This window comes from Pseudooceanicola aquaeponti, from assembly GCF_050897975.1.
GTDB lineage: Bacteria > Pseudomonadota > Alphaproteobacteria > Rhodobacterales > Rhodobacteraceae > Pseudooceanicola.
Window position 1 is genome coordinate 342673 of sequence record NZ_JBPAXY010000007.1, and the last position, 22893, is coordinate 365565.

The window sequence follows — 22893 nt, forward strand, 5'->3', positions numbered from 1 at the left end:
CAAGACCAAGACCAACAACAGACAACGATCCAACAAACTGATCCAACGGAGCCCTCCCATGACCAAAAACCTTCTGCCTTCCCGCCGCTGCGCCCTGGCGCTGACCCTGGCCACCGCCCTGGCGGGCAGCCTCGCGCCCCTGGCCGCCTCGGCCCAGGACGATGCGATCTGGACCATGATCACCGACCAGAACGGGTTGGGCGACCACGGGTTCAACGATCTGGCCAAGCTGGGCCTGGACCGCTCGGTCGAGGCCTTCGGCGGTCGCGCCCAGGTCATCCAGTCCACCGACCAGTCGCAGTTCGTGCCGAACCTGCTGCAAGCGGTCGCCGGTGGCGCCACCATGGTTGTGGGCGTGGGCTCGCTGTTGAACGACGCGGTGACCGAAGTGGCCCTGGATCGCCCCGAGGCGCATTTCACCCTGATCGACGCCGTGTCGGTGGATGACGATGGCAACCCGCTGCCCAACGTCGCCTCGGTGACCTTCCGCGAACAGGAGGCGGCCTTCCTGGCGGGCATGGTCGCGGCGATGACCACCCAAAGCGATCACATCGGTTTCATCGGCGGCATGGAAACCCCGCCCGTCGTGCGCTTCCTGACCGGTTACACCGCGGGCATCGCCACCGTGAACCCCGAGATCGAAGTGGCCCATGCCTTCGTCGGCTCGTTCCGCGACCCGGCCAAGGCCAAGGTTCTGGCCGAGGGCATGTTCGACGCCGGTGTCGATGTGATCATGGACGTGGCCGGCGGCGGGGGCCGGGGCATCTATGATGCCGTCATCGCCGAGGGCGAAGGCACCTGGGCCATCTCGGTGGACACCTGCAAGGGCCACCTGGCGCCCGACAACTTCCTGACCGCCGCGGTCAAGGACGTGGCCGGTGCCGTCTTCTACGAGAACAAGGCCCTGGTCGAAGGCACCTTCGTTGGCGGCCCGCAGTCGCTGGGCCTGGCCGAGGGCGCCGTGGGCCTGTGCGCCGACAATATCGACGAGATCCCCGCCGAGATCATGGAAAAGATCGAAGCCGTCCAGGCCAAGATCGTGGCGGGCGAGCTGGTCATCCCCGGCACCTATGAAGAGCTCGACGCCTTCGAGCCCGGCGCCCTGTGAGCGGCGCGCCTGAAAACCAGATCCCGGCCATCCACCTGGCCGGGATCGACAAGCGGTTCGGCGCGGTGCACGCCAACCGCGCCATCGACCTGCGCGTCGCACCTGGGTCGATCCATGGTCTGCTTGGCGAGAACGGCGCGGGCAAGTCGACGCTGATGAAGATCCTCTTCGGCATGATCCATGCCGATGCGGGCCGGGTCGAGATCGACGGCGCCCCCGTCTCCTTCCGCTCTTCCGCCGAGGCGCTGGCCGCCGGGATCGGCATGGTGCAGCAGCACTTTTCCCTGATCGGCGCCTTTTCGGTGGTCGAGAACCTGATCATGGGCCGCGCCCGGGGCTCGGCCCTGTCGCGGCTGACGCGCAAGCTGGATCTGCCCGGCGCCGCCGCCCGCGCGGCCGAGCTGTCGGACCGCTTTGGTTTCGGCATCGACCCCTGGGCGAAGGTGTCCACCCTGTCGGTGGGCGCGCGCCAGAAGGTCGAGATCCTGAAGGCGCTTTGGGGCGGGGCCCGCACCCTGGTCCTGGACGAGCCGACCGCCGCCCTGTCGCCGCCCGAGGCCGACGAGCTGTACGCCGTGCTGGAAAAGCTGCGCGCCGAGGGCAGGACCATTGTTCTGATCAGCCACAAGATGCCCGAGATCATGCGCCTGTGCGACCGGGTCACCGTGCTGCGCGATGGCGCCGTGGTGGGCAATGCCGAGATCTCGGCGCTGGATACCACCCAGCCCGAGGTGCGCGCCGAGCTGGAGGCGCGGATGGTCAACATGATGATTGGCCGCGAAAGCCCCGCCCTGCCGGATCGCGCCCCCAAGGAGGGGCCGCTGATCCTGGATGTGCGCGGGCTGAGCGATGGCCACCGCCTGGGGCCGCTGGACCTGCAACTGCACGGGGGCGAGATCGTCGCCGTGGTGGGGGTCGAGGGCAACGGCCAGTCCGAACTGGTCGATCTGCTGATGGGCCTGTCGAAACCCACCGACGGGCTGATCGCCATCGACAACCGCAATGTCACCGACTGGTCCACCCAGAAACGCCTGGCCGCCGGGATCGCCCATATCAGCGAAGACCGGCACGCCACCGGCGTGGCCAATGACATGAGCCTCGCCGACAATGCCTCGATCGGGTATCTCGACGGCGAACCCTTCAGCCCCGGGCCCTGGTATCTGGCCTGGCGCGACCGGGTGCGCTTTACCGAGGTGCTGATCGAACGGCACAAGGTGCGCACGCCCTCGGCCCTTCTGCCCATGTCCTCGCTGTCGGGCGGCAACCAGCAAAAGCTGGTGGTGGGTCGGGAACTGGCCCGCTCGCCCCGGCTGATGGTGGCGGCGCAGCCGACGCGCGGCCTGGATATCGGCTCGGCCTCGGCGGTGCACCACGCCCTTCTGGGCCTGCGCGATCGCGGCGCGGCGGTGCTGCTGCTGTCGCTGGACCTGGCAGAGGTCTTTGCCCTGGCCGACCGTCTGGTGGTGCTGCGCAAGGGCCGGATCGCGGGCGCCATGACGGCGGCGGAATTCGACATCGACCAGATCGGCCGCTGGATGTCCGGCGCCCAGGATACAGCCCCTGACACAACGCCCGACGCGGCCCCCAAGAAACAGGAGGTCGCATGATCTTCAAACGTCCGCCGCTGCCCCATGAGGGTGACCTGCGGCTAGATCCCGAAGTGCGCGCCGGTATCGAGGCGCGCCGCGCCCAACCCTTCTCGGTCGAGGCGATGCTGGCGCAGATGCGCGACGGCAGCCGCAGCGTCGCGGGCCGGGTGCTGGTCTTCGTCATCACCCTGGCGGCGGCGGTGATCTGCACGCTGCCCTTCCTGTTCCTGACCGGCGCCGAGCTGGGCGTCACCCTCAGCGCCTTTCTGAACGGCAGCCTGGGCTCGAAATTCGCCTTTGCCGAGACCCTGGTGCAGATGATCCCGCTGCTGATCGCAGGGATGGCCGTGGCCATCTCGTTCCACGGGGGTCTTTTCAACATGGGGGTCGAGGGGCAGCTGATCTTCGGCGGCCTGGTGGCGGGCGTGATCGGTGCCACGGTCGAGGCGCCGCCGCTGGTCCTGTCGGTGCTGGTCCTGCTGGGCGGGGTCCTGGGCGGCGCGCTGGCCGCGCTGGTGCCGGCCCTGCTGAAGGCCTATCGCGGCGTGCATGAGGTGGTGACCACCATCATGATGAACTTCGTCGCCACCTATTTTGCCATCTATGCCGTGGCCCCCGCCGGGCCCTTCGTGGCCGCCACCCAGCCCTCGGCGACCGAGAAGATCCCCCGCGACGCGCGCCTGCCCATGGTCTGGGACGGCACCCGCCTGCACGCTGGGGTGATCATCGCCCTGGTCGCCGTGGTGGGCCTGTGGTGGCTTCTCTACCGCACGCCGCTTGGCTTCCGGATCCGCCTGATGGGCAAGAACGCGGGCGCCGCGCGCGCCAGCGGGGTCTCGGTCAAGCGCACGATCATCACCACGCTGCTGATCTCGGGCGGCTTTGGCGGCCTGGCGGGCGCGGTGCAGGTGCTGGGCGTCTATGGCCGTTTCTTCGATGCCTTCTCGGCCGGCTACGGCTGGGACGCCATCGCGGTGGCCCTGCTGGCCGCGCTGTCGCCCTTCGCGCTGATCGTTTCGGCCTTCTTCTTTGCCATGCTGGATAGCGGCGCGGTGCAGATGCAGGCCGTGGCCGGGGTCAGCCGCGAGATGGTCGGCGTCGTCTCGGGTCTGGTCGTGGCCTTTGTCGCCATCCAGCCCTGGCTGCTGCACGGCCTGGACCGGATGCGCAGCCGCCGCCGCAGCCGCCGTGACAGTGCCCCTGCGGCCTCCGCCCCCCTGACCGACACCGGAGACGCGACATGAGCGATTTCTTCACCATTGCCCTTTTCGCCTCGGCCCTGCACCTGGCGGTGCCGATCATCCTGCCGATGCTGGGCGGCCTGCTGTGCGAACGCTCTGGCGTGATCAACATCGGGCTGGAGGGGATGATGCTGGGCGGCGCCTTTGGCGCCGTGGCCTTCAGCTATGTCACCGGCAATCCCTGGCTGGGCCTGCTGGGCGCCGTGGGCACCGGGCTTTTGTCGGGGATGCTGCTGGCCACCATGTCGGTGCTGCTGCGCGGCGACCAGGTGATCGGCGCCACGGCGTTGAACCTGATCGGCGCGGGGCTGACCGCCGCCCTGGTGCCGATCATCTGGGGCATCGACGGCACCACGCCCTCGGTGCCCAAGGTGCCGACGCCGGAACTGCCCCTGGTCGGGCAGATCCCGCTGGTGGGCCCGCTGCTGGCCGAGCTGTCGCTGATCGACCTGATCGCCTTTGCCCTGGTGGGCGCCGTCTGGTGGGTGCTGATGCGTACCGACATGGGCCTGCGCCTGCGCGCCTGCGGCGAAAGCGCCGCCGCCGCCGATGCCGCCGGGATCGACGTGACCCGGGTGCGCTTCATCGCCGTCACTCTGTCGGGGGTGCTGGCCGCACTGGGCGGGGCCTATCTGTCGATCGTCACGCTGGATCTGTTCCAGGCCTCGATGACCCAGGGGCGCGGCTTCCTTGCGCTGGCCGCCATGGTCTTTGGCAAATGGCGTGTCGGCCCGGCCTTCCTGGTCTGCCTGGGCTTCGGCCTGGCCGATGCCGTGGCCCTGCGCGCCCAGATCTTCACCCATGACCTGCCGCATGACCTGCTCTTCGCGCTGCCCTATGTGCTGGCGCTGGTCGCGCTGGCCACCTTCGTTGGACGGGCCACTGGCCCCGCTGACGTGGGCAAACCCTTCCGCCGGGCCTGAGGCCCGCCCCAAGATCACGGAGACGTCCCATGTATGTCAGTGAAATTCCCGCCCTGCGCGACTATTGGTATCCGGTCGCCTACAGCAGCGATCTGACCGACGCGCCCCGCGCCGTGCGCCTTTTGTCGGACAACTATGTCATCTGGCGCGGCGCGGGTGGCAAGGTGGCCTGCGCCGTCGACGAATGCCCGCACCGCGCCGCCCGCCTGTCGCAAGGCTGGGTCGAGGGGGGCGACATCATCTGCCCCTACCACGGCTGGGCCTTCAACGGCTCGGGCGCCTGCACCCGCATCCCGCAGAACGACGCCGACAAGCCGATCCCGCCGCGCGCCCGAACCCTGCCCATGCTGGTGGAAGAGAAATACGGGCTGATCTGGGTCTGCGTGGGGATGCCCCGCGAAGACATCCCCGTGCTGCCGGAACTGGAGGAGGGCGGCTTTACCCTGATCCACGAGATGATGGAGGTCTGGGACACCTCGGCGCCGCGGGTCATCGACAATGCGCTGGATATCTCGCATGTCGCCTGGACGCACCGGAACACCATCGGCGACAGCAACGCCTCGCAATTCGAAAGCTTCGAGATCTTCCGCGACGGCCACGACCTGTCGGCGCGCATCAGCTATCGCGCTCGGGTGACCGAGGCGCTGCGCAAAAATACCGGGCTGACGGGTGACTATACGATCCGGGTGACCAACTCGCAGCTGGTGCAGCCGCTGATGTACAAGGACGTGATGGAGTATGAGAACGGGTTGCGCCACGTCCTCTACAAGACCGCCACGCCGGTGGACGACAGCCACACCCTGTTCTGCCAGTTCATTGCCCGCAACGACAACCCGGATGCGGAGAAGGTGGCGGGGATCGTCGCCCTCGACCGCCGCATCCAGTCCGAGGACAAGGAACTGCTGGCGGGCGTCCGCCCCGAGTTCCCCCTGGACATGCAGACCGAGATGCACACCCGCGCCGACCGGATGACGGTGGAATACCGCAAGATCCTGGCGGAACTGGCGGCGGAAAACTCGGACGTGACCCCGGACGAGGCCTGGGCGCGGCCCTTCCTTGCATCGGTCAAGGCCCAGCGATCCCCGCGCTGAGCCTGCTGCATGACCGCGGCCAACATCCCAATGCCGCCGCGGTCATGCCCTTTTCCGCGCTGCCTTAGCGGTCGCAGTTGATCATCCAGGGCACGCCGAAGCGATCCCGGCAGGTGCCGAAGCCCCGCGCCCAAAAGTTCGGCGCGAAGGGCAGGATCACCTCGCCCCGGTCCGACAGGCGCAGGAACAGGTGATGGGCGACCTCAAGGTCTTCGTCGTCAATCTCCAGCGCGAAACCGGAATAGTGGATCGGCCCCTCGCTTTCGTCGCGGTCGGACACCATGATCTCGGCATAGCGCGAGGTCAGGTGGCCATGCATCAGCCAGTGATGCTTGTCCCGCGGCAGGGGCGGGGGCTCTGGCATGTCGGCATAGGTCAGCACATGCTCGACCTCACCCTCCAGCACATCGGCATAGAAATTCAGGGCAAAGCGCGCCTGGCCGTTGAAGAACAGGTAAATGGACATCTGAAAATTCCCGGTCACGTCTCCGAAACGGAGAGGACCCCCACCAATGCCCATCATATCACGGATCGGCTTGCGACAAAGCCCCTTGGGATTTATGAGGCGCAGGAACCTTAGATTGGAGTAACGCCATGGGCTTTCGGATGGGCATCGTGGGGCTGCCGAATGTCGGCAAGTCGACCCTGTTCAACGCGCTGACCAAGACCGCTGCGGCCCAGGCCGCCAACTTCCCCTTCTGCACGATCGAACCGAACGTGGGCGAGGTGAACGTACCGGACCGCCGTCTGGACGCCCTGGCCGAGATCGCCGGATCGAAGCAGATCATCCCGGCGCGGATGACCTTCGTTGACATCGCGGGCCTGGTGAAGGGCGCGAGCCAGGGCGAGGGCCTGGGCAACCAGTTCCTGGCCAACATCCGGGAAACCGACGCCATCGCCCATGTGCTGCGCTGCTTCGAGGACGGGGACATCACCCACGTCGAGGGCCGCGTCGACCCCGTCGCCGATGCCGAGGTGATCGAGACCGAGCTGATGCTGGCCGATCTGGAAAGCATCGAAAAGCGCCGTGCCAACCTGGTGCGCAAGCTGAAGGGCAACGACAAGGAAGCGCAGCAGCAGGACCGCCTGCTGGCCGCCGCCCAGGCCGCGCTGGAAGACGGCAAGCCCGCCCGCACGGTCGAGGTGGACGCCGAGGACCTGAAGGCCTGGAAGATGCTGCAACTGCTGACCTCCAAACCTGTCCTCTACGTCTGCAACGTGAACGAGGAAGACGCCGCCAAGGGCAATGATTTCTCGGCCGCGGTCGAAAAGATGGCGGCAGAGCAGGGCGCGGGCACCGTGCTGATCTCTGCCCGGATCGAGGAAGAGATCAGCCAGCTCGACGCCGAAGAGGCCGAGATGTTCCTGGGCGAGATGGGTCTGGAAGAGGCGGGCCTCGATCGCCTGATCCGCGCGGGCTACGAGCTGCTGCACCTCGAGACCTATTTCACCGTGGGCCCGAAAGAGGCGCGGGCCTGGACGATCAAGCAGGGCACCATGGCGCCCCAGGCCGCCGGCGTGATCCACGGCGATTTCGAGAAGGGCTTCATCCGGGCCGAGACCATCGCCTTTGACGACTACATCGCCTGCAAGGGCGAAAGCGGCGCCAAGGAAGCGGGCAAGATGCGTGCCGAGGGCAAGGCTTATATGGTCAAGGACGGCGACGTCCTGCACTTCCTCTTCAACACCTGAGGCCGTCGGGGCGCCGCGCCTGCCGGACCGCGCCCCGGATGCCGCTGGCCTTGCCAAAGCCGCCCCCAACCGGGGCGGCTTTGTCCTTTCCGCCCCTCTTCCGGGCCCTGGTCCCCGCCAGACCGCCCCCGGTGTTTTCCTGCCCCGACTTTTTGCCTGCCCGTCCACTTTCGCCTTGTACTCTCTGGCTTGGCTTCGATATACGCGTCGACGGAGACGTGGCCGAGTGGTCGAAGGCGCTCCCCTGCTAAGGGAGTAGGCGGGAAACCGTCTCGAGGGTTCGAATCCCTTCGTCTCCGCCACCCAATCATTCAAGTTGATACAGTGTGGCCCGTTAAAGGCCATATTTTTCAGGCACTTTCCGTGATCGCGAACAAACTGTTGTACGATTGGGGCCTAGTGCGTGCGATAAAATGTGATTACTTTTGGCGGGTATTTTGGAGGGTGCGCCGATGCCGAAGGTAGCAAAAGAGCTGTCTGCGTTAGAGATCAAGCGTCTCGAACATCCGGGAAAGGGTATCAATCATACGGTTGCAGTCGGCGGTGTTGCGGGCTTGATGCTCCAAATCACTCCCAATAGCGGCAAGACTTGGCTTCTGCGGACTGTTGTCGGTGCGAAGCGGCGCGAGTTTGGGCTGGGGGGATATCCGGAGGTCTCGCTTGCGGCAGCCAGAGATCGTGCGCGAGAGCTCAAGGGAAGAATCAGAGAGGGCATAGACCCGACTGAAGAACGTAAAGCTCACAAGGCAGCACTGATCGCTGCCCAGCGCCGGGGGATGACCTTCGAAGATGCTGTTGAGAAATACTTGAGTGCCAAGCTCGACCAATACAAGAACCCGAAGCATCGCCAACAGTGGCGCAACACCCTACACACCTACGCTATGCCCGAGCTGGGCTCGATGCTGGTCCAAGACATCGTCGTGCAGGACGTTCTGCGCGTACTGCAGCCCATTTGGCTTGAGCGGACTGAAACAGCTTCTCGGCTTCGCGGACGTATTGAAGCAGTGTTGAGCTGGGCTACGGTTTCTGGACACAGATCGGGCGATAACCCTGCGCGCTGGGCCGGTAACCTCAAGGAGCTGTTGCCTGCTCCTAGCCGGGTGGCAAAAGAGGAAAACCATCCGGCCCTTCAGCTTTCTGACGTTCAGAGATGGGTTGTGGGGCTGCGCTCCATGGAAGGAATGGGGCGACTTGCGCTTGAGTTTGCGCTTCTCACCGCTGCTCGCTCACAGGAGGTGCGGGGAGCGCGGTGGGATGAAGTCGACTTTGAAAAGTCGCTCTGGGTTATCCCCGCAGAGCGCATGAAGCGAGCGCGGGAGCACCGAGTGCCTTTGTCTGATGTAGCCATGAGGCATCTGGCCAGCACGCCACGCTTTGAAGGTAGCGATCTGATTTTCCCAGCGCCTCGCGGTGGGATGCTGTCCGATATGACATTGAGTGCCGCAATGAAACGGCTCCACGAGGCTGACCTAAAGGAGGGTGGTGCGGGGTACTCGGACCGGGTCTCCGGTCGCTCCGCCGTGCCTCATGGTCTTAGAAGCACTTTTCGGGATTGGGTCGCGGAGTGCACTGGCTTTCCCGGGGACATGGCGGAAGTCGCTTTGGCCCATAAGGTTTCGAACGCGGTTGAAGCAGCGTATCGCCGGGGTGACATGATCAAGAAGCGCCGGGCGATGATGCAGGCTTGGGCGGAGTTTGTCGATGGACGCATCCTCGCTGCCAATGTGGTATCGCTTGTTGGAAGCGTGGAACGATGAGCGAGAGGGGGAAGCCGCAATTTCAAGCGCTTTGGAAGATTGAAGATCAGCTTAGAGAGGCTGTGCGCGAGATATTCCCTGCGAAGCTAACACTTGACGGGGAGACACCAGCCGAGTGGCCTGCTGGGATAGGTGGCTTGGATGATCCTACCTTCGTGAAAGCAGTTCAGGATGGTGTCGCGTATTACTGTGTCGAGGATCTGCTGTGGCCGGATGGTAAGCAGAAGCCCCCCAACCAAAACCTTTTCTTTAGAAAGTTTTGCATTGGGGAGCTGATTGGTTTTGCTGACGGCGGAGAGCTTGGCCTTGATCGTGTGCTTCTTCCTGACAGGCACCCGGGGCGTCAGCCTGTTTCTCTTCGTTCATACGACGATGCGCTCAGGTACTATGAGGTGGGTCGAAGAAGGGCCGAACTCTTTCAGTTTATCACTCATCGCTGGGCGCTTCGTGCTGACATCGGTGACAGGTATGACGATGCGACTGGTGGTATTCCGGACCTAGATCTAGGGACGTTGGGCCTTGTGGGTGATCCACCTTCCAAGATTGAAGAAAGACGCCTGCCAGAGTTGCGCTTTGTGGTTGGTGACGGCGTAAAAGATCTAACCGTCCCGCCAAGCTCCGACCGGGAGCACGCCTTCCGACGACAGGTCAACTTGCTTCTTGAAAGATGGAAGGCTGAGGCCTCGGACAACAGGAAAAGGCCTCCCGCACGATGGCTGAGAGCGTCCCTCAACGAATGCGTGGATGAGGGGTTTGTACGCACCTACTCGCGGGCAATGTCGGACGCACTAGCGCTTCAAGTCGACGCCTGAAGCGCTAGAGACGGTGAGTGTCATCGATTGACTTTGGGTCGATGTGCTCGATGCCTGTCAGCGACAGGTCGTTACGTAGCTTCCAAGTTGGTTGCAGTAGTAGTACTGCGAACCTCCGCCAAGCTGGTAGCTCTGAGCCTGCGGTGCTTGGTAGGTCGGGTAGTAGGTCTGCGTGGCAGGTAGGCGATAAGAGGCAGATTGTTGGGCCAAGTCCGCAGACTTCTGAGCCTGAATCTGCTTCTGCTGGGTTCGATAGTTGGCAACCGCTTGGCAGGCCTGAAGGTTATTTGCTGCGCAAGCAGCCTCCAAGCGTGCCACTTCGACGGGGTCTCCATCTCTTTGGTAGCAGGACACCACATCTCCAGCCCGACAATTAGCCTCTACCTGAGCCATAAAGGCCTGCTGCTGAGGCGAGGGGCCACACGCAGCCAAACCAAGAGCCAACGCTATCGCTAAGAACCTGAAAAGCATGGATGAAGTCCTTTCTGAAATGCTTGTCCCCACGTTTCGAGGTTGATCGCGTCGAAAAGATGACCGGTTGGTGATCTTTGTGGGAGGGGAGCTTCCCAAGGCGAGTGAATGTACATCCTCGCCAGCTTCCTGCCCCGGTGCACCCGGGTTCACTGTCTTCTAATCTCGAACGTTTCGAGCCGCCGGGGGTGGGCGTAAGTTCGCTTCAATTGCTTCGATTAGCCTAATTGAAGCGTTCTCGAAGAGGAGTGAAGTGGTGTGGTGGATTACGGGAATGACGAACACAGCAAGCTCGGTGCTACGGGTGGCAGCTCCAACTCGGATCTTGGGCTGCCCGTAAAGAGGGGAATGATGAGCGCCGGGCAGATCGCTGACTGCCTAGGCGTCTCGACTGGGACGGTCTGGCTTTGGTGCCGCACTGTCCCTGACTTCCCTAAACCAATCAGGATTTCGGCGCGCTGCACGCGCTGGGTGAAGTCGGACGTCGATGCTTGGTTCGAAAGCCGACGCTCCGGCACTGAAGCCAAATTTTCCAAGGAGACGGCAAATGAAGCCCAAAATTGAACCCGGGTGCACCGAGAACCAAGATCACAGCACCCTGTCTTATCGTTGGGGGTTAGCCGGGCCGCAGGAGGCATCCGGCCCTGTCAGCACGAAGGTGTCCGAGCTGGGCCGGGTGTCGGCAGAACGTAAGAGTATTGCCAGCGCGTTCGGTGTCGATCCTGCGCGGTCGCAAGATCAGGCCAAGAAGTCTGCAAGGGCCATGGATGGCCGGGTGGAGCGCCGCCGAAAGATCGAACGAACGTTAGGCATCACATTGGACGCCCCTGCCTACCCGGAGGAGGTGCAGGACAACGCTATCAGCCAAACATTTGGCGTTGGTTCGAAACGGTAGAAGGCTAGGAGAGAATTCGATGGCTGACACCACACCGACACATCTCGCCACGCTTGTCCGAGGCCGCAGGTACATCCTGCTTCAGCCCAGCGCAGGCGATCCAAGCCAAATGAAGCCTTTGGTCTTCGAGAAGGGGGTGCCTGTCCCGGTTACGGAGACAACCAAGGCATATCTCGATGCCGCTGCACGTGACGCCGTGGACTATCGCATCGGCGCTCATCAAGTCAGCGAGGCACGTAGTGAAGGAAAGTTCCTGTTCGAGGAAATCGACCTTGGCGACCAAGGGAACGTGATCGGGTCCACCTCTGCGTAGGCCTGTTTCAGCGCGGCCCGCTGCGAGAGCGTGTTCGGGCGCGCAAGTCCCAGAACATCGAGTGAGATCAAGAATGAACGACAACCATGTCGAAGACACGGCTTCCGGAGAGGTTTCGGCCTCGGCCATCAGGCGCACAACTGCCTCGCTGTGTGGGCGCTTGAGTGAATATGCGCTGATGCTCAACTCGCACGCCGACGCAGAGCTTTCCGCGCTGGCAAATCGCTCCGATCTGAATGACGGCAACGATCATCTAGTGCGGGCGACCAGTTTCGTATTCGCGCAAAGACGGGTGCTTGAGCTGCAGGATACCTTGAGTGCGCTTCAGGGTCTGGAAGCCCTTCGGGCGGAGGAGCGCTGATAGGGGGCGTAGGCGCCTCGTCAGCCCCCAGACGGACGGCGAAGGAGGTCGACCGGCGTCGATCCTGTTCGGCTTGAGTTGCCGAACGATGTGTTCCAAGGCGGAGAGATGGCCGTGAATTACGAGCAAAGACTTGAAGATGTTGAGTTGAACCCGGGTGCAGTGGATGGCGCGAACGCCGAGTGGTGCAAAGACTGCGATCAGGCGAACCTTATATTCCAGAGGAAAGCTCAGGCCATCTCAGCGGCAACGCAAGCCGGGAAGAGATTGCAGCCTGTCGTGCGTGAATTTCTTCGGCATCCCAAAGTGAGGCTGGCTGCGTCTCTGCGGGCGCTGGGCGGAGCATCCAGCAAGGAGCAGATCCTTGACCTCCGCGAGCGCGTGAATGCTTGGGCGACCGATTATCCTCCAATCCGGTGGCACGCGCGGCGAAAGCCAGACGGCACCTCGCGATCCATCTGCATTCTGCCCCCTGAGCTGAAGGCTGTTCACTACATGGTAGCCGAAGTTGTCAGGCAGCAGCTTGCTCGCTCTGAGAGCTTGTATGGCGTCTCTGGCGCCAGCCGTGACGACGCTGCGCGCACCCTCAAGCAGCTTCAGAACGACGGACATGTCTATCTCGCGCAGACCGACATCGTAGATTGCTTTCAGAGTGTCGACCCCGACGCTCTGTACCAGCTCCCACTGCCGCAGGAGGTCATACGCCGAGCACTAGACCCACGTAACCTTACGATCATCGAGGAGGGGGGCTACCGAACTTCGCAGGTTCACCACGCTAGCTCTCTCTCCGGTGCTATACACGTAACACACAAGGCAAGCGGGCCGAAGGGCCTAATGCAAGGCTCCCCGGCGTCCAGTATCATCCTCGCGTGGCTGCTGAACGGGCTCCCATCGAGGGAGAGCGCACGCGTCCTACTTTGCTTCGACAACATTGCTGTCGCGGCACGGACGCCTGAAGGATGCCGGGAGATGGCTGACACCTTGATCGCCCACTTTGAGCGGTGCCCAGCAGGCCCGCTTGCGCTGTGTGTGCCCGAGTTTGCGGACGGGACCGCTATGTCCTTTCTCGGCTATGTATTCGACCCTGTCAGGCACGACATTGGGATAGATGGGAATGCTCTGAACCGTTTGGAACGGCGCCTCGTCTCAGAGGAAGCAGCAGACGAGCTTCATGTTCGCACGGTGGTGGAGTGCCATGAAGCCGTGGTGCAAGACCTGCCGTTCCTGTCTGTGGTCAATCCACTGGCGAACGAGCCCCCGGCGCGTGTTTGGAGAACCCTTCGAGAGTTTCGTGCAGGGTTTCCTGCCGCTCACTCGGACTGCTCGGAGTTGAATTACTACCTCGAAACCTCTGCATATGTCGCTGAAGCTCGCGGAGACTGGCGGATCGAACATCTTCACCGGAACCTGTTTGCGGAACGCGGGACAGTGGAAGACAGGGCGCTCCGTGCAATCCTCAGCCGATGCCCGAGGAACGCCATGGAGGTGCCGAAATGAGCTTGTTTCTCCTAGGTCTAGCTCTTGCATATCTGTCCTTGGGGCAGGTTTTCTGGCGCAAGATCGTCATGCGACCATGGACACCAGAAGATCGGGTGCGCGCAGGCAGCGAGACAGCCTTCCTCGACGATGTTGCCGCGCGTGCGCCTCTTGAGATTGGGGAGAAACAGCAGTGGGCAAGCTACTACATCGTCAAGGGCAGCTTTGTTCTCTTCTGGCCCGGCTTTTTGCTGTTTGGTTTCCTAGCTGGGCGCATGTTCGGGAAGTGAAACGTGTAACGAGAGCGTAGCGCTGGGCGCGAGGCTCCATGCCACCGGAGGCGCGGCCCAGCGTGGTGAACCCGGGTGCAATGTGGGACTGATCCTCGAACCTTTGTGCCGGTTAGTGCCGGAGTTTGCCCCCTAATTTAAGCGAAGGAACGTACCTGATGACAGATCAGGCTGGCGAACATACCCCAACGGAAGACGGCGTCTCCACACTCGGTCGGTCCAGTGAAATTTACACGCCGTCCACTGAAGCGGCTGTGCCTCTGAGCCCAGCGCAGCATATCCGCAATCTGGGCCGGGTTCGTTCCGAGCATCAGTGGGAGGTGGTGCGTGAGTACCTACACCCGATGGTCATGCAGAACTATTCCGGCGCGGCCATTGCTGAAGCATTCGGCATTTCTATCGACACTGCATATCGGTGGCGTAAGCGCCTGCTGGCCGATTTGCGTGAAGAAGCGGTCCGGCTTCAGCCTCGGGATTTCATCATGGAGAGCCTGTCGTCTCTTCGCCGGGCGCGTGCTGAGGCGTGGGAGCAATTTGAAGGGGCGCGAGATCCGCAGAGTAGACGTGCCTGCCTAAATCTTATCATCCAAACGGAGAACCATTTCTCGCGGATCGGGGAGCGCATCGGCATGTACGGTGGCCGTGGTGAGAAGCCCATGGCAGCTCGGACCTACAATGAGAACAGTGACGATGATGAGCAGGGTGTGCGTGCTCTTCGGGAGATGCTCTACTCGATGTTCTCGGGAATTTCGGAGGAGGTTTCTGAAGGGCAAGAAGCTGACCCTGAGAGCTACGAAGAGCTGTTGGAAGGCCTGTTTGCGTCGGAGGGCAGCGGGCCGCGTTGAGCAGGTAGCAGCAGATAGCAACGGCGCAAGTTTGCCTCTTGCAAAGAAAATTTCTTGAGTGCCAGTTGCCCTTCTTGTCGGGCAGTGACTTTTCAGCATTTAGCGGTGACACAGGTGCTTGAAGCCAATAAGTCATAAGGAAGAGGCTCTATCGCGAGAATTTTCCATGGCGCAAAACTCCAATATTCGGATCAGACGACTTGATGATGGTACACTGTTCCGCATCTTCAATTCGGCATTTGAGGCTGGGAGTAGCGCGCTAGAGGCCGCGCGGGATGCTAAGAAGCTTAGCGGATCAGATTGCGCCATTGGTTTTGACTTTGACACAGTCTTGCCGTGGAAGCTTACCGAGGAAGATCTAGAGAACGCCGACCCGGGGCAGTATGCGCTGGGAACAATCAGTTTGTCATTCGAAGGGACTTATCAAGTTAATCGGCAGCAACGTCAGTCGCGTGTTTACTTCGCTGTTTCGAGAGGAACTGGTGACAGCCTAACGGATACACTGACCATTTCTTCAAGTGTGCATGGAAGTGAGATGCGGGGCGATGGTGAGCAGTCGGTGCAACGATCTATTCATCGGGCGCTATCAAAAGTTATGCAGCCCGTTGCGCCTGAAGATGGGGGCCTAGTTTCCTCACTCAGCAATATTTCCCAAGCGTTCGAAACTACATATCAGAGGATTGCGCTTGAGCTGTCCGGTGCGGTGGCGGCGGTAAGTAAGGAGCGAGCTGAGCAGATCACTGAGTTTCAGGAAGAGCGCAAGCGGCTGCAAGAAGAGATCGCTGTAGAACGCGATGAGATCCTCGCAGCCGCCAACCAAGCGAACGAGCGAGAGCGTGCTGAGCTGAAAGACGAAAAGCAGCGACTTGCGGAAGAATGGAAGAAACTCGAAACGAGTAGCCACAAAGATGCAAGGCGTAAGCAGTTTCAGGCGCTTCAAGACGACTTGCGAAAAAGTATTGGTCGCCCCGTCACAGACACCGGGCAGCGTTTGACCCGTTTGTTGGTCTTCTTCGCGCTCATGTGTGCCGGTGTCTATGCAGGCTATTTCGCGTATCTGAGTTTTGACGTCGCGAACTTTGAGGCATCCGTAGTATCCCCGGCGGAGAGTGGTTCGTCTTTGACTGCGGCGGTGCTGCTGGTTTTACGATCTGCGCTTCTGACCGCAGCGTCACTGTCGGCGTTCGTCGGTGCAGCCGCTTGGCTCCGGTACTTCTACAACCGAGATATGCAGGCGCAGGAAGAGCTGCTGCGCTTCCGAAATGACATGGCGCGCGCTTCGTGGGTTATGGATGCCGCATTGGAAATTCGAAAAGAGCACGATGAGGAAATTCCTCCTGAGTGGATCAACGGTGTAACACAGGGTCTGTTTGCAGCTTCCAAGCGTGAAACTTTGGAGGAAGGGGCGCAGGCTCTGGCCGCATTGATGGGTCTCTCTGCTTCAGCCAGTTTTGGCCCCGGTGGGCCACAAGTTCAGCTCAGCCGCAAGGGACGCAAAGCGATCTCTGGTGCGGTCGATGAAGCTTAGAAACTGCTCAACTGCAGCGCTGTGTCATGCGTGATGCCAAATACTCTCAGCGTCACGGGGGGCAGACGAGAATATCATTATGTGTCTTTCCGCAAGGGCTGCCTCGTGAGGGCAGTGCGAACTGCTTGCGTTCTCAGAGCTGAGGTTTACTTGGAGTAGACGTGGTCGATGGCGTCCAAACACAAAATAAATCCTCTCTCTGTACAGTGCCGAGCAATGTCCATGGCGGCAGAAACTTGTTCTGTGCTCATTTTCTTTGTTGCGGAATCTCTCTTCTCTCTAAGTGAGGGGTTTGGGCTAAGTGTGCCCGCGTAATTGTAAATTGCGTGAGCAATAGTTATGTCTATGGGGCTAGTTTCATTCTGGCTGGAGTAGCTGGTGCCGCCAGAGAAGAAGTCACCTAGTTGCTCTAGCCGATATGCTCGATTGAATTCCCCTTGAGACTTCAAGCCGTAGAGGCGCCATCGATATTCTCCGTTAATCGCGTCGGCTCTGTTTTCTGTGTAGTACACTCGATAATATGCGGCGATCGAGTAGGCGGTGTCCGCGTCTATGCCGAGAGGTTGAGAATAGCCAAACTTTATCGCTTCATATACCATCCTGTTTGATGTTGACGCGTCCCCTCCTGCCTTTAGATTTTCACGTGCGGCTTTAATTAGGATGCGGAAGTCTTCGGTGCTTCCAATTTCCACCTCTCTCGCAAGAGCTTCAGTCTCTAGCTCTTGGGCCTTCCGTGGGTCGAGAAGGAAGCCGTTAGAACCTGAGCTATAGAATCCTGCGATCGCCCTCATAGAGTCAGGGTCTTTCCTTTGGGCAGCGTCCTTAAGGAGGGAGAGGGCTGAATCTTTAGAGAAAAATTTTGGATACATCAAAAGCTTCTCGATCAGGTCGTCACCTGACTTAGACGTGCGGTATGTATAAAGTACCTCTCGCGCCAAACGGCCCATCGACTTAGGATAGCCTGCTTCAGACGCCCACGTGAGTAAATAGAGATACTCTTTGTGGTCATGGGGGCCGTGTTGGTTTGCGAGTAGGTCCGCCGCTTTTGCGATCTGAAGCGTCGATGCTCCGGAAGCTTCTCCTTCTAGGAAAATATCCCATAGAATTCTGTCGGCTTTGTCAAATTCATAGTCCCCATAGAGATGTCGAGCTGTTTCCAAAGAATTTTCGACGTCTTCGAGGCTTTCGGCTGAGCTGCTTTGGGGCAAAACGATTGCAGAGACTAGGAATGCAAAGAGAACCTTCTTCAAGGCGTCACCTTCTCAATTGTTTGACAAGTACCTCTCTGAGGGAGGTGCCGAAAAGTATGTTCGAGCTGTTCGTTCGATCTTGGCATCTAATTGAAGGGATAAGCAAGTATGTCTATCGAGTACATGAAAGTGCGACATTCCTTGGGAAGAACGCTTCAAGAAGCACAGGTGGCAAGGAGGTCTACACCTGAGAGAAATGGCGCTGCCTCGGGTTCGGACGGTGAAAGTCGGGACGACTATCTGAGGGTCATGATCCGGGCGCTCTGAGGTCGTCACCTTTTGTTGGGTTGGATGGGGGGTGCGGTGGCGTTTCTGAAAATTTATTGATTTATAGCAGTAATTTATGGCGGACTTCGTCTCCGCCACCATGCATGTTCAGTGGTTTTGAATAGGTCGCCTCGGGCGGCCTTTTTCTATTCCTGACAGGTGTTTCGCGGCGTTTGCCCCCTGTCGAACCGAACGGCGAAGCAAGAGGCGGGTCCGTCTCCTTGCCTTCAAGTCGAGAGCCCCGCCCGGAAGTCGCGCCAAATATGCCCCGCCACACCAGCGAGGACGGATGCCGCCACCGGGGGGCAGAAGATCTGGGTTGAATGCGCCTGATCGGTGAGGGGGCGACAGTGTCGTGCCGGGCCAATTGGAGAAAGGCCCAGGGCAGGGGCTGCAGGATACTGCGGCGGCGCATCGCGGCATGTCGCCCGCTGCAAGCCGCGGATCGGCGAAGGGCCGCAGGTTGCCGGTCTTTGGGGGCAGCGCGCCAAAGCCGGGAGGCATAGCCCCCCGGCTTGCTGGGTTATCGCTTCGGTGCCAAGGCGATCCGCATGTCGCGGGCATGGCGCGAGAGCGCGAGATAGCGATAGAGGCCGTGCACGAACTTGCCGTAGGGCATACTCAGGAAGAAGGTGAGCACCGCCCCAAGATGCAGGGCCAGCAGGGGGCCAAGCAGGGCCGTCTCGCCCAGAACCCTCAGGGCCAGGCCGCTGGCGCCGGTCAGCAGCAGTATCAGGACAAAGCCAACCTCCATGCCGCGGAACCCTTCCGCGCCCAGCTCTGTCATGCGGCTTCGCTTTGCGCTCAGCAGGCCCAGGGGGCCGATGACAAGGCCGATCCCGCCGGCGATCCCCAGAAGCGCCGGGCCACTGTGCCAGGCATAGGGCGCCTGCCAGCCGAAAACGTAGTGGTAGACGGTCGCCAGGGAGGTCGCCCCCAGGCAGAGCAGAAAGCCGTAGAAGGTGAAGTGATGCCAGAGCCGCCGCCGGTCGGTGGGCTGATCGTCCTCGTTGAAGCAGCCCATTCCGCCACCGTCGAGATAGCGCAGCTGCGCGGCATCAAGGCTCGCCCGGGTATGATCGGCAAGGCCCGTCTGCGGCGTGCCGGTGTCGCGCCAGAAGGCCCGGGCGCCCATGAAGACGGCCATCAGCATCCACAGGAACGCGGCGCCGAAGAGGGCGACCATCGCTTCGTGCGGCAACAAGGCGTAGAACCTGGCATCGTCCAGATGCGCCGTCAGCAGCGCCCCGGGCTCGTTCGCCGCGACAAAGCCGAGGAGGAACAGCGCGGTGATCAGGGTCATGCCGATGGCAAGCGCCGTGCCGTGACGGGCGAAAAGCGGTCTGGCCGCCCGCGGCCAGGCATAATGGGCGTAGCTTTCGACGCGGACCTGCGCCAGCGTGCCGGGCACGTTGACCGCGAATTCATGCGGCGGGGTGAACTGGCAGTCGTGGTAGCAGGCGCCGCAGTTGTGGCAGAGGTTGGCGAGGTAGTTGAGGTCGCCGTCGCTGAAGGATCGCTTCAGCTCCATCGCCGGGAAGACGGCGCAGAGCCCCTCGCAATAGCGGCAGGAATTGCAGACCGTCATCAGGCGGTCCGCCTCGGTCAGGGCGGGGGTGCTATGCGACATGGGCGGCGGCTCCCTCTCCGGCCAGACGTCCGAAAACGGCGCCGATGGTCATGCCGATGCCGGCGGCGTAGCCCTGGCCCAGTACATTGCCGGCCATGATCTCTCCGGCCGCGAACATGTTCTCGGCCGGTTGGCCATCCTGCATCACCATGCGCGCGCGATCATCGACGCGGACCCCGAGGTAGGTGAAGGTGATCCCGGGCCGCACGGGGTAGGCGTAGAACGGCGCGGTCTCGATGCGTTGTGCCCAGTTGCTCTTTTCGGGCGTCAGCCCTTCGGTGCGGTTGCCGTCGGGTTCGACGTGGTTGAAGGGGCGCCCGCCGACGACGCAGTCGTTGAAGCTCTCGACGGTCTCGACCAACTGCGCCGGGTCGAGCGAGAGCTTCTGCGCAAGCGCGGCGATGCTGCCGGCCTCGACCGGCGGGAAGAGGGAGGGCATGAACTTCTCCAGGTTGGGGGCGTCGAAGAGGATCCAGGCGATCTGGTCCGGCTGGTCGGCCACCAGGCGTCCCCAGATGGCGTAGCGCTTCGGCCAGATGTCCTCTCCTTCGTCGTAGAAACGCTTGGCGTGCTTGTTGACCACGATGCCGAAGACCACGCAGTCAAGCCGGGTTATGATGCCGCCGTCGAACTGCGGCGCCCGGGCGTCGATGGCCACGGCGTGGCATTGGGTGGCGTCTCCGATCTGGCGAACGCCACTATCGATCAGCGCACGGGTCAGGCTGCCCTTGTTGTAGGGCGTGCCGCGGATCAGGAAGTTTTCGGCCCGCTCTCCCCAGCCCTGTTTCAGCCAGTCGATATCCGCCTGAAAGCCACCGCTTGCGGCGATCAAGCTGCGGGCCTCGATCCGGGCCGTGCCCGCGGGGGTCGTCACCGTCGCGGCTCGGAAGCTGGGGCCGTCGATCTCGACCTCGGTCACCTCGTGCTCGTAGCGGATCTCGACGCCCAGCCCCTCGGCGGTGCGGTAAAGCGCGTTCAGCATCGAACGCCCGCCACCGAGGAAGAACGAGTTGGTCCGCCCGAGGCTGAGGGTGCCGCCCAGCGAGGGCTGAAAGCGCACGCCCTGCTGCTGTATCCAGTCCAGCATCTCGTAAGAGCGGTCGATCATCATCCGCGACAGGGTCTCGTCGGTATTGCCCGAGGTCACCCGTAGCAGGTCCTCCATGAACTCGTCGCCGGTATAGGGGCCGGTCAACGTGCCGGTGGCCGTGTCATGGGCGCAGCGCATGTTGCGCGTGTGCCGGGTATTGCCGCCGCGATAGAATTTCGGCGCCTTCTCCAGCACCAGGACGCTGCGTCCGGCGCGGCGTGCGGCGATGGCGGCGCAGAGGGCGGCGTTGCCACCCCCGGCCACCAGGACATCCCAGACCGCCATCACGCGCGATCCATCACGCGGATCAGGGCGGGGAAATAGGCGTCGCCCAACCCGGCCTCCTGGGCCTTCTCCATTCGGGCCTTTGCCAGTTCTGCGCCGTGCGCCCGGAACCCGGTCAGGCTGGCCAGAGCAAGCGCATAGCTGACGTCCTTCAGGGCATAATCGGTCGGGAAGGCGCCGGTGGGGAAGACATCGGGCAGCATGGCCTTCATGCCGTGGTTGCGCAGGGCGAAACTGTCGGCCGAGCCCTTGGCCAGCGTATCCAGCAACAGGGCATTGTCGACCCCGGCGGCGCGGCCCAGGCTGAGGGCCTCGGACAGGGCCACCACGGTTTCAAACAGCACCATGTTGTTGAGGATCTTCACCACCTGGCCACAGCCGACCGGGCCGCAATGGGTGATGTCGGTCGCCGCATGGGCCAGCAGCGGGTGAATGAGGGCAACATCCGCGTCGGCGCCGCCGACCATGATCGACAGGGTGCCGTCCTCGGCCGCCTGCCGGGTCCGGGCAACCGGGGCATCGGCAAAGCGCATCCCCTTTTCCTGCAACGCCTCGGACAGCTCTCGGGACAGGCCGACGGGCGAGGTGGACATGTCCACCACCAGCAGCCCGGCCTTGCCGGCGGGCAGGATCTCGTCCCGGACGACCTTTTCAACCTGGGCGCCGCCGGGCAGCGACAGGAACAGGATGTCGACCTCGGCGGCCATGGCGGCCACGCTTTGGGCGGCGCGGGCGCCATGGCCGACCAGCCGGGCGACCGGCGCGGCGGAAAGATCGAAGACCTGCATCGGTGCGCCGGACTTCAGCAGGATGTTGCGGCAGATCGGCTCGCCCATCACGCCGAGCCCGGCAAAGCCGAGGTGCGCGGGCTGGGCAGAGGCGGTGGTCTTGGGGGTCATGCTTGCTCTCCTTGGGGAACGGGAATGGACAGGATCGAGATGCCGCAAAGCGAGCCGAGGAAGGCGCGGCTCTCGTCCTGGGAAAAGGTGATCGAGGCGATGTTGCCGAGGCGGCTCTGGCCGGTGTCGTAGAAATGCTCGCGGCCCATGCGGCCTTCGGCCAGGGCGCTTTCGACCCGGTCGACGAGGTCGTCGTCGCAGTCTTCCAGAACCAGTTCCGCCCGACCGTCCGGCGCCACGCGCCACAGCCGGTTCGAGACGATGCAGGTGACCCAGAGGTTCCCGGCGCTGTCGAAGCGGATCCCGTCGGGGAAGTCGCCCCGCCCGAACTGCACCATGGTGCGGCGATTGCTTAGCCCGTCCGGCCCGAGGTCGAAACGGGTGATCCGGCGCGAGAAGGTCTCGGAGATGACAAGGCCCGTGCCATCCGGTGTCAGTCGGCATTCGTTGGCAAAGCAGATGTCATCCGCCAGGATTCGCGCCGTGCCGTTCTCGACCAGCACGATCAACCCGTCCGCGACCTTGTCCGAGTAGGCGTTGAAGCGCGGTTGCTGGATGGTGCTGACGGTGATCCACATCCGGCCCGCGTCGTCGGTCATCACGAAGTTCGCCGCCGCCAGGGGCACGCCCTCGGCCTCCATGACCTCGCAGGTCAGGCTCTGGTCCGGGCCGAGGCGCCAGATGCCGCCGCCCTCTCCGATATTGGCGATCAGCACGCTGCCGTCAGGCTGCGGCGCGATTCCGTTCGGCACCAGGTCGGCGCCGTTGGCCACCGCAGGCGAGGGGCCCAGCGTCTGGACCTGACCCTCGGGCGAGATCCGGCTGATCCCGCGCGCCCGGTGCGAGACGACCAGGCCACCGTTGCCGGTGACGTGAACTGATTCCGGGCGGTCCAGACCCTGACCGATGCGCGTGACGTCATCGACCGAGAGAAGCGGCTTGCCTGCCGTGTCAGTCATGTCGGGAAGCTCCTTAAAGTCGGTATATTTGTTCTGTTTTTGTCGAGATCGCTTCGGCTTGGGAAGGGCTGTTCGACAAGGTTTCCCAAATTTTTCGGAAAATTCATCTTGCAATCTCGAT

At 62.3% G+C, this 22893-nt stretch carries 22 protein-coding genes and 1 tRNA gene; 17 read left to right on the forward strand and 6 right to left on the reverse strand.

Going from position 1 to position 22893, the window contains the following annotated elements:
• Positions 1–58: 58 nt before the first annotated feature.
• From ACRARE_RS18865 to ACRARE_RS18885, 5 genes are read left to right on the forward strand one after another with little or no spacing between them, the layout of a single operon-like run.
• Positions 59–1108, forward strand: a complete 1050-nt coding sequence (locus ACRARE_RS18865; RefSeq protein ID WP_432658015.1) for a BMP family lipoprotein — start codon at positions 59–61, stop codon at positions 1106–1108.
• Positions 1105–2715 carry an ABC transporter ATP-binding protein gene (locus tag ACRARE_RS18870; protein ID WP_432658016.1) on the forward strand — a complete coding sequence of 537 codons (1611 nt, stop codon included), beginning with the start codon at positions 1105–1107 and terminating at the stop codon, positions 2713–2715. Before ACRARE_RS18865 ends, ACRARE_RS18870 begins: the two co-directional genes overlap by 4 nt.
• Positions 2712–3941: an ABC transporter permease gene (locus tag ACRARE_RS18875; protein ID WP_432658017.1), complete on the forward strand. Its 1230-nt coding sequence runs from the start codon at positions 2712–2714 to the stop codon at positions 3939–3941. The genes ACRARE_RS18870 and ACRARE_RS18875 overlap by 4 nt, the downstream gene beginning before the upstream one ends.
• Positions 3938–4861, forward strand: coding sequence for an ABC transporter permease (locus ACRARE_RS18880; RefSeq protein ID WP_432658018.1), 924 nt, complete (start codon positions 3938–3940; stop codon positions 4859–4861). Before ACRARE_RS18875 ends, ACRARE_RS18880 begins: the two co-directional genes overlap by 4 nt.
• 29 nt (positions 4862–4890) lie before the next feature.
• A complete protein-coding gene (locus tag ACRARE_RS18885; RefSeq protein WP_432658019.1) occupies positions 4891–5952 on the forward strand; it encodes an aromatic ring-hydroxylating dioxygenase subunit alpha in 1062 nt (353 codons plus the stop codon).
• Positions 5953–6016: 64 nt separating this feature from the next.
• Here ACRARE_RS18885 and ACRARE_RS18890 read toward each other — a convergent pair whose 3' ends face one another.
• Positions 6017–6418 (reverse strand): VOC family protein, encoded by a 402-nt coding sequence (locus ACRARE_RS18890; protein ID WP_432658020.1) that lies wholly within the window; start codon positions 6416–6418, stop codon positions 6017–6019.
• 128 nt (positions 6419–6546) lie between these two features.
• Here ACRARE_RS18890 and ychF point away from each other — a divergent pair, with 128 nt between their 5' ends.
• The 12 genes from ychF to ACRARE_RS18950 all read left to right on the forward strand — a co-directional run bounded on the left by ychF (position 6547) and on the right by ACRARE_RS18950 (position 16392).
• Positions 6547–7644 carry a redox-regulated ATPase YchF gene (ychF, locus tag ACRARE_RS18895; RefSeq protein ID WP_432658021.1) on the forward strand — a complete coding sequence of 366 codons (1098 nt, stop codon included), beginning with the start codon at positions 6547–6549 and terminating at the stop codon, positions 7642–7644.
• A 212-nt stretch (positions 7645–7856) separates the two neighbouring features.
• A tRNA-Ser gene (locus ACRARE_RS18900) sits at positions 7857–7946 on the forward strand.
• A 150-nt stretch (positions 7947–8096) separates the two neighbouring features.
• Positions 8097–9401 (forward strand): tyrosine-type recombinase/integrase, encoded by a 1305-nt coding sequence (locus ACRARE_RS18905; RefSeq protein WP_432658022.1) that lies wholly within the window; start codon positions 8097–8099, stop codon positions 9399–9401.
• A complete protein-coding gene (locus tag ACRARE_RS18910; RefSeq protein ID WP_432658023.1) occupies positions 9398–10213 on the forward strand; it encodes a hypothetical protein in 816 nt (271 codons plus the stop codon). Before ACRARE_RS18905 ends, ACRARE_RS18910 begins: the two co-directional genes overlap by 4 nt.
• A gap of 822 nt (positions 10214–11035) precedes the next feature.
• Positions 11036–11248 (forward strand): helix-turn-helix transcriptional regulator, encoded by a 213-nt coding sequence (locus ACRARE_RS18915; protein ID WP_432658024.1) that lies wholly within the window; start codon positions 11036–11038, stop codon positions 11246–11248.
• Positions 11232–11579, forward strand: coding sequence for a hypothetical protein (locus tag ACRARE_RS18920; protein ID WP_432658025.1), 348 nt, complete (start codon positions 11232–11234; stop codon positions 11577–11579). The genes ACRARE_RS18915 and ACRARE_RS18920 overlap by 17 nt, the downstream gene beginning before the upstream one ends.
• A gap of 19 nt (positions 11580–11598) precedes the next feature.
• Positions 11599–11892 carry a hypothetical protein gene (locus tag ACRARE_RS18925; RefSeq protein WP_432658026.1) on the forward strand — a complete coding sequence of 98 codons (294 nt, stop codon included), beginning with the start codon at positions 11599–11601 and terminating at the stop codon, positions 11890–11892.
• A 73-nt stretch (positions 11893–11965) separates the two neighbouring features.
• Complete coding sequence (locus ACRARE_RS18930; RefSeq protein WP_432658027.1) at positions 11966–12253, forward strand: hypothetical protein; 288 nt, start codon at positions 11966–11968, stop codon at positions 12251–12253.
• A 108-nt stretch (positions 12254–12361) separates the two neighbouring features.
• A complete protein-coding gene (locus ACRARE_RS18935; protein WP_432658028.1) occupies positions 12362–13750 on the forward strand; it encodes an RNA-dependent RNA polymerase family protein in 1389 nt (462 codons plus the stop codon).
• A complete protein-coding gene (locus ACRARE_RS18940; protein ID WP_432658029.1) occupies positions 13747–14019 on the forward strand; it encodes a hypothetical protein in 273 nt (90 codons plus the stop codon). Before ACRARE_RS18935 ends, ACRARE_RS18940 begins: the two co-directional genes overlap by 4 nt.
• Before the next feature lie 158 nt (positions 14020–14177).
• A complete protein-coding gene (locus ACRARE_RS18945) occupies positions 14178–14864 on the forward strand; it encodes a helix-turn-helix domain-containing protein (protein WP_432658030.1) in 687 nt (228 codons plus the stop codon).
• A 166-nt stretch (positions 14865–15030) separates the two neighbouring features.
• A complete protein-coding gene (locus ACRARE_RS18950; RefSeq protein ID WP_432658031.1) occupies positions 15031–16392 on the forward strand; it encodes a hypothetical protein in 1362 nt (453 codons plus the stop codon).
• Positions 16393–16538: 146 nt separating this feature from the next.
• Here the strand turns inward: ACRARE_RS18950 and ACRARE_RS18955 are convergent, their stop codons facing one another.
• From ACRARE_RS18955 to ACRARE_RS18975, 5 genes are all read right to left on the reverse strand, one after another.
• The gene (locus ACRARE_RS18955) at positions 16539–17642 is read right to left on the reverse strand and encodes a hypothetical protein (RefSeq protein ID WP_432658032.1); all 1104 of its coding nucleotides are present in this window, start codon (positions 17640–17642) and stop codon (positions 16539–16541) included.
• Positions 17643–18432: 790 nt separating this feature from the next.
• On the reverse strand, positions 18433–19539 hold the full coding sequence (gene tcuB / locus ACRARE_RS18960) for a tricarballylate utilization 4Fe-4S protein TcuB (RefSeq protein ID WP_432658033.1): 1107 nt from the start codon (positions 19537–19539) through the stop codon (positions 18433–18435).
• Positions 19529–20914: an FAD-dependent tricarballylate dehydrogenase TcuA gene (gene tcuA, locus ACRARE_RS18965; RefSeq protein ID WP_432658034.1), complete on the reverse strand. Its 1386-nt coding sequence runs from the start codon at positions 20912–20914 to the stop codon at positions 19529–19531. Before tcuA ends, tcuB begins: the two co-directional genes overlap by 11 nt.
• Complete coding sequence (locus ACRARE_RS18970; RefSeq protein ID WP_432658035.1) at positions 20914–21813, reverse strand: NAD(P)-dependent oxidoreductase; 900 nt, start codon at positions 21811–21813, stop codon at positions 20914–20916. The genes tcuA and ACRARE_RS18970 overlap by 1 nt, the downstream gene beginning before the upstream one ends.
• Positions 21810–22772, reverse strand: coding sequence for an SMP-30/gluconolactonase/LRE family protein (locus ACRARE_RS18975; protein ID WP_432658036.1), 963 nt, complete (start codon positions 22770–22772; stop codon positions 21810–21812). The genes ACRARE_RS18970 and ACRARE_RS18975 overlap by 4 nt, the downstream gene beginning before the upstream one ends.
• Positions 22773–22893: the final 121 nt, after the last annotated feature.

Coding starts and splice junctions, on each gene's coding strand:
- ACRARE_RS18865 (WP_432658015.1), top strand. CDS start 59: ATGACCAAAAACCTTCTGCCTTCCCGCCGCTGCGCCCTGGCGCTGACC.
- ACRARE_RS18875 (WP_432658017.1), top strand. CDS start 2,712: ATGATCTTCAAACGTCCGCCGCTGCCCCATGAGGGTGACCTGCGGCTA.
- ACRARE_RS18880 (WP_432658018.1), top strand. CDS start 3,938: ATGAGCGATTTCTTCACCATTGCCCTTTTCGCCTCGGCCCTGCACCTG.
- ACRARE_RS18885 (WP_432658019.1), top strand. CDS start 4,891: ATGTATGTCAGTGAAATTCCCGCCCTGCGCGACTATTGGTATCCGGTC.
- ACRARE_RS18890 (WP_432658020.1), bottom strand. CDS start 6,418: ATGTCCATTTACCTGTTCTTCAACGGCCAGGCGCGCTTTGCCCTGAAT.
- ychF (WP_432658021.1), top strand. CDS start 6,547: ATGGGCTTTCGGATGGGCATCGTGGGGCTGCCGAATGTCGGCAAGTCG.
- ACRARE_RS18905 (WP_432658022.1), top strand. CDS start 8,097: ATGCCGAAGGTAGCAAAAGAGCTGTCTGCGTTAGAGATCAAGCGTCTC.
- ACRARE_RS18910 (WP_432658023.1), top strand. CDS start 9,398: ATGAGCGAGAGGGGGAAGCCGCAATTTCAAGCGCTTTGGAAGATTGAA.
- ACRARE_RS18915 (WP_432658024.1), top strand. CDS start 11,036: ATGAGCGCCGGGCAGATCGCTGACTGCCTAGGCGTCTCGACTGGGACG.
- ACRARE_RS18920 (WP_432658025.1), top strand. CDS start 11,232: ATGAAGCCCAAAATTGAACCCGGGTGCACCGAGAACCAAGATCACAGC.
- ACRARE_RS18925 (WP_432658026.1), top strand. CDS start 11,599: ATGGCTGACACCACACCGACACATCTCGCCACGCTTGTCCGAGGCCGC.
- ACRARE_RS18930 (WP_432658027.1), top strand. CDS start 11,966: ATGAACGACAACCATGTCGAAGACACGGCTTCCGGAGAGGTTTCGGCC.
- ACRARE_RS18935 (WP_432658028.1), top strand. CDS start 12,362: ATGGCCGTGAATTACGAGCAAAGACTTGAAGATGTTGAGTTGAACCCG.
- ACRARE_RS18940 (WP_432658029.1), top strand. CDS start 13,747: ATGAGCTTGTTTCTCCTAGGTCTAGCTCTTGCATATCTGTCCTTGGGG.
- ACRARE_RS18945 (WP_432658030.1), top strand. CDS start 14,178: ATGACAGATCAGGCTGGCGAACATACCCCAACGGAAGACGGCGTCTCC.
- ACRARE_RS18950 (WP_432658031.1), top strand. CDS start 15,031: ATGGCGCAAAACTCCAATATTCGGATCAGACGACTTGATGATGGTACA.
- tcuB (WP_432658033.1), bottom strand. CDS start 19,539: ATGTCGCATAGCACCCCCGCCCTGACCGAGGCGGACCGCCTGATGACG.
- tcuA (WP_432658034.1), bottom strand. CDS start 20,914: ATGGCGGTCTGGGATGTCCTGGTGGCCGGGGGTGGCAACGCCGCCCTC.
- ACRARE_RS18970 (WP_432658035.1), bottom strand. CDS start 21,813: ATGACCCCCAAGACCACCGCCTCTGCCCAGCCCGCGCACCTCGGCTTT.
- ACRARE_RS18975 (WP_432658036.1), bottom strand. CDS start 22,772: ATGACTGACACGGCAGGCAAGCCGCTTCTCTCGGTCGATGACGTCACG.